The 7,369-nt window shown below is 37.4% G+C and carries 7 protein-coding genes; all 7 read left to right on the top strand.

Going from position 1 to position 7,369, the window contains the following annotated elements:
- Positions 1-3,069 (top strand): hypothetical protein (locus tag HMPREF1222_RS04115; protein WP_038076494.1); only part of this gene is annotated, 3,069 nt, incomplete at its 5' end.
- A gap of 299 nt (positions 3,070-3,368) precedes the next feature.
- Positions 3,369-4,121 carry a TIGR04255 family protein gene (locus HMPREF1222_RS04110; RefSeq protein ID WP_016518337.1) on the top strand — a complete coding sequence of 251 codons (753 nt, stop codon included), beginning with the start codon at positions 3,369-3,371 and terminating at the stop codon, positions 4,119-4,121.
- Positions 4,118-4,759 carry a hypothetical protein gene (locus HMPREF1222_RS04105; RefSeq protein WP_016518336.1) on the top strand — a complete coding sequence of 214 codons (642 nt, stop codon included), beginning with the start codon at positions 4,118-4,120 and terminating at the stop codon, positions 4,757-4,759. Before HMPREF1222_RS04110 ends, HMPREF1222_RS04105 begins: the two co-directional genes overlap by 4 nt.
- Positions 4,737-5,153 carry a hypothetical protein gene (locus HMPREF1222_RS12705; protein ID WP_016518335.1) on the top strand — a complete coding sequence of 139 codons (417 nt, stop codon included), beginning with the start codon at positions 4,737-4,739 and terminating at the stop codon, positions 5,151-5,153. Before HMPREF1222_RS04105 ends, HMPREF1222_RS12705 begins: the two co-directional genes overlap by 23 nt.
- 183 nt (positions 5,154-5,336) lie before the next feature.
- Positions 5,337-5,849 carry a hypothetical protein gene (locus tag HMPREF1222_RS04100; protein WP_016518334.1) on the top strand — a complete coding sequence of 171 codons (513 nt, stop codon included), beginning with the start codon at positions 5,337-5,339 and terminating at the stop codon, positions 5,847-5,849.
- A gap of 768 nt (positions 5,850-6,617) precedes the next feature.
- Positions 6,618-6,812, top strand: coding sequence for a type II toxin-antitoxin system VapB family antitoxin (locus HMPREF1222_RS04090; RefSeq protein ID WP_006188519.1), 195 nt, complete (start codon positions 6,618-6,620; stop codon positions 6,810-6,812).
- Positions 6,809-7,201 carry a type II toxin-antitoxin system VapC family toxin gene (gene vapC / locus HMPREF1222_RS04085; RefSeq protein WP_016518333.1) on the top strand — a complete coding sequence of 131 codons (393 nt, stop codon included), beginning with the start codon at positions 6,809-6,811 and terminating at the stop codon, positions 7,199-7,201. The genes HMPREF1222_RS04090 and vapC overlap by 4 nt, the downstream gene beginning before the upstream one ends.
- The last annotated feature ends 168 nt before the right edge of the window (positions 7,202-7,369 follow it).

Below are 7,369 nucleotides of genomic sequence, written 5' to 3'. Positions count from 1 at the left end.
ATCTACAGCCCTATTGAATATTTGCGGCCGGATGGCAGCGGCAAGGTTGGCGTATTCGGAGCCGCATACGACGTAGGCGCGGGAGTTGAAAAGGTTAAAGTAAAATATGACGATCCTTCTGCAACCGAAGTGACTTTAGAGTTTCCGAGCGGCGTGCAAACGGATGTCGGTAACGGCGATGTCAACTTTGTAACATGGAAGGGTGAGATTAATGTAAACAGCTTTGCAGACGGTGCGGGAAAAATCGTTATTACACCGATTGACCGTGCAAATAATGAGCACGCTCCCATTGAAGTAGGTGTCAAGCTTAAAAAGAATTCTTTAACGATAAGTTCTGTAGAGCTGGGAACGGACCTTAACCGGAACGAAACTATTGCAAATGCCGGTTCCACGGTTGAAACGAAAACATTGGCGCTGACATATAACGCAGCAAATCCTGATGGTATCGACAGTGAAAAATACGATTGGCACGGTAAAGCCGATGCGGGTGAGTTTAGGTTTAAAAATGATAAGTCTCAAATTAAAATCGTAACCGGCGGCGGAAGCGGTACTAAGAAGTACACGTTGAAATGTGTAACAAACGGTATGTCTGTAAAAGGATTGACAGAGTTACCCACAACCGGAGTCATTGAATTGGGTGCAGCCGATTTTACTAAAATAGGTCAAAGTGAAAATCTTGATACGACTCCGAAAAAGCGTAAGCTGCTTTTGACAATCCGGGATTCCAATAACTGGGAGGCGGAACTTACCCTTGACGTTATCGTCGATACGAAGGACAGAGTTGCACCAACCAATACGATAGACCCGTTTAAGTGGGTTTCCGAAAGCGAAAACAGCCTATACGGAAACAGCCGCGATAACGGACACATCGAAATAGGAACCGATTTGCCGAGCAATTTTTCGGCTTCAAGCGGACTTATGGACAGCGACGATAAGGTTTCCGGCAAAATCAGCATTACCGGTACTGCCCATGACGATCAGGTTATCACGGAAATTTGGGCAAAAATCGACGACTTTACGTTTACCGGCATAGCCGGAGCAGCTGAAGGAGCGGAAACGAAGCTTGCGACTTATACGTCGGGTTCGTTCTCGGATACAGGGAACTTTGGTACAGACGGATGGCATTTCAGTATTGTCTCGAGTGACTTTAGTGTGGAAACCGGCCATACCGTTAAGTGGCAGCTCGATTGGAACACCGCAAAGATAAGCGGCGGCGTCGGCCTTGATAAAACCATTGCGATAAAGGTAAAAGATACAGCCCAGACCAATGCCGCTGAAAAAACACGCAAGGTGGATGTCGTGCCGTATATTACGGGGATAACGACCAAATTAAATACTGCATATAGTTCCAACCCATCCGTATTTAATAGATCGGCAACAGGTGCATATCCTGTACGGAATGATGAAACAATAACCGTGAAGGGCTTTAACTTAAAATCCGGCGGTAGTCCGACCGTACCTGTATCTATCGGAACAATTAGCGGTACTCCGACTACAAATGAAATTAAGGTTAAATTGAGCAGCTCTGCTCAATCGGGAGAGTTGGATGTTACGGTAGACAGTGTTAAAAGTATTAATAACATAAACAGCAACGCCGTCTACAATATGCAGCCCAATAATGCAAACAACGACCTCTTGAATGATGACACAAAGCTGCATGTGTGGAAGTTTAATGCAGTAAATACTGATACAGGCGTTCGGTATCCGACAATGCGTATTGGTAAAGACTCCGGTCAAACCGTAGGCTTTGTATACGGAAGCGGGGCTCAAGCGGTAAAGATGAATTTAAACGGAACGGATTTTGGAATTGACTATTCCTTTACCCAGTGGTACGACACAGGCATAGCAGTTGACAATACCGGTAAAATATACGGTGCAGCTATGAACAGTGACAGCGGTTCTAGTGGAAATCAAAGTAATGGAGCGTATGCAAACTTTGGTTTTTATGCGTGGAACTCTAAAACTAAGCCGGGAATTGTTTCATATTATGATGATTATAACATCTTGCGTAAGGATAGAAATCCTGATACCTCCCCTTATGCGCGCATGGCATATAGCGATGGTTATAAGAAAGTTGCTTTGGAAAATGCATTCAACGGTTCTGTATTTAACTCAAACCGTATTGTAAGCCCCAAAATTGCAACAAACGGATCAGGCAAGGTGTATACTGCCTATTATGATGCTTCCGCTAATCAGGTAAAATTCAGATACGGTACTGTTTCCGGGAATCCTGCTACCGATACTCAGCTAACTTTCGGCGGGGCGTTAGGCAATCATAATAACACAAACGGCGGTTCTGCTGCCGGGGCGGTTGAAATTGCTTCAGGAGAGACTGCCGGTCCCTATGTAGCGGTGGGTGTTGTCCCTGAAGGGGCTGATGCCGGCAGAGCTATTGTTGCATGGTATGATTCACAGAATCAAAGGCTGGTGTATAAATATAGCACATCAGCGTCCAGCTATAGCTCTTGGTCTGCTGTAAAGGTTATTGATACCGGCTTTGTCGGGTGGTATGTGGACTTGGTTGCAGATAAAGACGGCGGTATTCATATTGCGTATTATTCTGCGCAAAACGGTGACTTAAAGTATGCGTATCTTTCTAAATACGATGCAAATCCGGTAGTATGTTCTGTGGATAGCTATTTGTCGGTCGGTACGAATATCAGTATCGAAGTTTCGGACACAAAAACAACATTTAAAAAGTATAAGGTCGATGAAACTACCGGAGCAGTTACTGAAGATGGAACGGAGGAGAAATATGTTCCCTATATTTCTTACTACATGAGTTCGTTTACCCGTACTTCAAATTCCGTTCGAGTTGCCTATCTTGCACAGACCAAGCCTATAGTTAAGAAGAATGATCAGGGCAAATATGAGCTTGCTGCAAATATTGCGGACGGTGTAAAAAATGATAAATACACAGGTACATGGGAGGCAATGACTATTCCTACTAAAAAAATTCCGCTCGATTATACGGTTGGTGTAGGTATCAAAAAGAATGCGTCAAACGTACAGTCTGTAATGCTTGGATACGGTACAACCGGAGGATTGGAAACGGCAATACTTGAGTAATAAGATGGTTACCAAAATCCCGGTGAGCAGTGCTTGCCGGGCGGTGGCGCCGGAAATATGAGGCGTTTTTGAGACGGTGTGGGAAGCGGGGACGAAATAATAAAATAATAGAATAGCTAGTTGAAAAAACAAGTTATTGGGTATAATATAAGTAGCGTTAAGGTTGCTCTTGCGGGACGTTATCGACAAAAGAATGTCATAGTCATAAATGGTTCGAAACAGATCAATGCGGAAGTGATTTTGTTTTAGTTTTTATATCATAAGGCATTATTATGATAGAATAATTAAAGAGGAACTATATGAAATATTCAAAAGCTCCTATTTCAGAAGTTATATTTGGTGTTGTATATGCAAAACAGAAGCTGTCTTCTGATGATATTTTTGTTTTGAATGGTTATTTTAAAGATCGATTTCCATTCTTAGAAATACTCTCACCATTGGTAATTGAAAATCTCGATGGATTCCAGTTAGTTTCAAATTTAGATCCGTTATTAACTGGACCTTTTTTATTACGCCGTCGATCTTCTGATAATAAGTGGTTATTACAAATTCAATCGAACAGTGTCTATTTAAACTGGATTAGAAATGACTCAGAGCCTGTTGGCAATTACATAGGATATAATGCTGTATATGGACAATTTGTTTGTATTTTAGATACTATTGAAAAAACGTTGGATATTGGTATGTATGAAGATATCAGTATGGTTGACCTATCCTATGGAGATAGAATTGAATGGCAGAAATATATTCCTGAATTAAGCAAAGTTAAGGACATTATAAATATTTCTACTCCACCGATTTTTTCAAAAGAAGGTTACAATAATTTATTTGCTAGGTATACTTATGAAGATAGTGATCTGAACGGATTTGGACTGCTTAATATTAATACCGCCACCTCAATACAAGGAAGTCAAGTAATTAAAATAGAAACTGTATTACGAGGAAATTTGCAAGGTTTTACTTTTCCAACATGGTTTGAAGAAGCTCATAAGAAACAATCATTTATCTTTGATGGCCTTTTTACTGAATATCTAAAGGGCGAATGGTTATGACAAACTTACTTAATGGAACAATCACTCTAAATAGTACTTTATCCAATTTTTCTTTTTTGGGGAATAATTTAGAACCTATTTACCGAAGTTCGAAACTTCCTTTTTTTGAAAATGGATTAAAACCTATTTATCAAAGTCCAAAGGTTTCTTTTTTCGACAATAATTTAGAACCTATTTACCAAAATTCAAAGATTTCTTTTTTCGAGAAAATTAAAACAGAAGATAATTGGGCTATTGTTGAAAAGCAAAATTTTGCTCGATTATTAATGAATAGAGAAAAATATCTCGATAGTCTCTCTAGTTTAAATAAAAACTGGATTAATGGTAAATCAGAAATTCCAAGTCAAGCTTCTCTTTCTGTTGGAAAAAGGTTTCTATTAGATCTTACGCGATTAATATTCAACAAAAGAAATCTTCCAATCCCTAAAATAATTATAGGGCCTATACCGAGCGGAGGAATTTGTTTTGAGTTACATATCAATGAAAATAATGCTATGTATGTTTCAATATTTAATGAAGGTACCATTGATATTGATTTAAAGTATTATGATTACTATTCTTCAATTACGGAAAATATGGACGCTAATAAAATAATTTCTCAGTATAGGCTACTTAATGAACTACCAACCGAATGCTGAAATACCTGATGGAGAAATCCTTTTTCGCTATTGTAATCCAGCAGCATTTCCAGACGGACAACTAGAAATTCCGATTTCTCTTTTTATGGATAGGAATCTTTCTTGCGATTGGAAATTATTTAGACCGGATCCATCGACATCGTTTCATATTGCTGAAGGAAAGACACGAATAATTCAAATTAATGTTTGTGAAGCAATTCGGAATCCAGTTAATCCAAAAAGAAGCACACAGATAATCGATGCGTGGCATCAATCGATTATATATAGTCCAATAACATCATCAGATAATGATGTTCATGGTGAAAATATTGCACATTCATTGATTAACGGTTTAAAAAAAGCTCCAGTATGTGAAGCTTTTGTAGCGAATTCCTCTTGGTTTTATTCCCCGTAAGTATTTAACAATCATTTCGGCCTGTCATTACTATAATGAGGTAATACGGTTCTGAACAAATATTGAAATGGCCTTACAACTCTATTGATGTATCTGCTGGGTATGATTAGAAAGTATCGATGGATATCATAGCAAGTTAAATGGATATTGGTCGAGTATTTTGGGCTGAGGTAAAAAAATAGTATGAAAAAAAATAATCAAGAAATAATCGAAAATAATTTATTGTTAGTCGGTAAGTTGTTTGATTTAAAGTATTTATATGTGCTATTAGCTTTTATCTTATCTTTAGATAGTTATTTAATATTTGAATTTGAGGAATCAATCCTATCAATCGATTTTATCAGTATTATTAATCACGAAAATATTAAGTATCTGATCCAATACATAATTAGTTTTTGTTTTATAGTTTCTTTGATCATCCCTTTTATAAAATTTGGAATATATAAATTATTATTCAAAATATTGGGTAGGAATACCTTAAAAAAAATGAATAAACAACAACAGGATGATGCTGATTATATAAAAGTTTATTCACTTTACTGTGAAGCCTTGTTAGAAAAAAATCAATATAAATTAGATAGAGTGAATGAATATTATAAATGTGAAAAAGAAGTATCTAGGAGAACAAATATTGTAATGTCTGTAATTTTATTCCTTCTAATTGATTTGTTCATTGGTAAAAAAAAGATTCCATGACATTATCTTGTCAATTATTAAATCAGCTGTCAATAATAGATAGTAACATAATTAAGCTTATCATATGGGGGGGGGGAATAATTTTGTTTTTCTATGCTTCAATATTAATTTTAATTGATGGATATCATACAATGTGGAATGATTTAATTCTATACCCAAGGGATAAAAAGAATAAATAGCCGACTCCACGTCAACCTAATAGCGGCAGAAATAAGGCTGATTACAAGTTAAACGGATGTTAGGATCCGCTTGGAGGCTACGGTATCGACACGGTAAAACTTGCCGTTGCAAAAGGTATGGATGCAGCCAGCAGCATCGGAACCGTACAAGCCATGGTTGATGCGGACGGTTTTGTAACCGGAGAATGGGCATGATGACCGTACCGACTGTTACTCCTGCATAGGGTGGTGGACTTAAGTTCAAAAAGGTAAACTTCGGCTTTGATACGGCCGGCCGGCCGGTGCTCGGCTGCCTTGGTAACACGATCGAGTTCGGCAAATGGCTCGATGAATAAATGGAAAAAGGTCGACAGAAAGTAAAAACGTAAAAGCCGGTGGGCGTTCGCTTATCGGCTTTTTTTGTTTTATTAAACGGAGAATCACGCGCGGTATTGATTGATGTTCAATCTTATCAGGAAATGAAAAATGCTTTTATTTTCTTAAAGGTAATTCGGCTTTCGGAAACAGAATAATTGATCAATAATAATATTGTTTTTTTATCAAAGTATGTGTATAATTATATTAAAATATACACATAGGAGGAGTTGTTATGAGAACAAATATTGTTATTGATGATACCTTAATGAATGAGGCTTTGCATGCTTCAGGTTATAAAACAAAAAAAGAAACGGTTGAAGAAGCTTTAAAACTTTTAATAACATTAAAAAATCAAGCAAGCATAAGAAATTTCCGCGGGAAACTATTTTGGGATGGTGATTTGGAAAAAATGAGGCTTGATAAATGATTGTCGCAGATACATCGGTTTGGATTGATTATGTAAAAGGGATTGATGCACCTCATACCGATATGTTGGATAATGAATTAATCCGTAACAGAGTCGTAACCGGTGATATAATAATAACTGAATTTTTACAAGGATTTAAAAACGATAGAGAATACCTCATGGCAAAGCACATTATGGATAGTCTGGAATACAGAGATTTTCTGGGAAAGGAAATTGCAATACAAGCTGCAAATAATTATAGGAAATTGAGAAAGCAGGGCATCACAGTAAGAAAAACAATAGATGTTATAATCGCAACATTTTGTATAGAAAACGGATTTCCATTAATACACAATGATAGAGATTTTGATCCAATGGAAAAAATTTTAGGATTGATTGTTAAAAGGTAGAGTAGTAAAATACCGGAGATTTTATGAATAATAAAAAGAAATATAATCGTGAAAAACTTCCGGGTATGTTACGATTTTATCGCTTCCACCTCTGCTTGGGAGAGACCGGTTGCCTGTGCTATCTTTTGTACGGAATCGCCTAATTGTTTTAAAATGCGTGCCGTTTCG

This window comes from Treponema vincentii F0403, from assembly GCF_000412995.1.
Taxonomy (GTDB): domain Bacteria; phylum Spirochaetota; class Spirochaetia; order Treponematales; family Treponemataceae; genus Treponema; species Treponema vincentii.
This window is presented reverse-complemented; position numbering and strand designations above follow the sequence as displayed.

Coding starts and splice junctions, on each gene's coding strand:
- HMPREF1222_RS04110 (WP_016518337.1), top strand. CDS start 3,369: ATGAAATATTCAAAAGCTCCTATTTCAGAAGTTATATTTGGTGTTGTA.
- HMPREF1222_RS04105 (WP_016518336.1), top strand. CDS start 4,118: ATGACAAACTTACTTAATGGAACAATCACTCTAAATAGTACTTTATCC.
- HMPREF1222_RS12705 (WP_016518335.1), top strand. CDS start 4,737: ATGAACTACCAACCGAATGCTGAAATACCTGATGGAGAAATCCTTTTT.
- HMPREF1222_RS04100 (WP_016518334.1), top strand. CDS start 5,337: ATGAAAAAAAATAATCAAGAAATAATCGAAAATAATTTATTGTTAGTC.
- HMPREF1222_RS04090 (WP_006188519.1), top strand. CDS start 6,618: ATGAGAACAAATATTGTTATTGATGATACCTTAATGAATGAGGCTTTG.
- vapC (WP_016518333.1), top strand. CDS start 6,809: ATGATTGTCGCAGATACATCGGTTTGGATTGATTATGTAAAAGGGATT.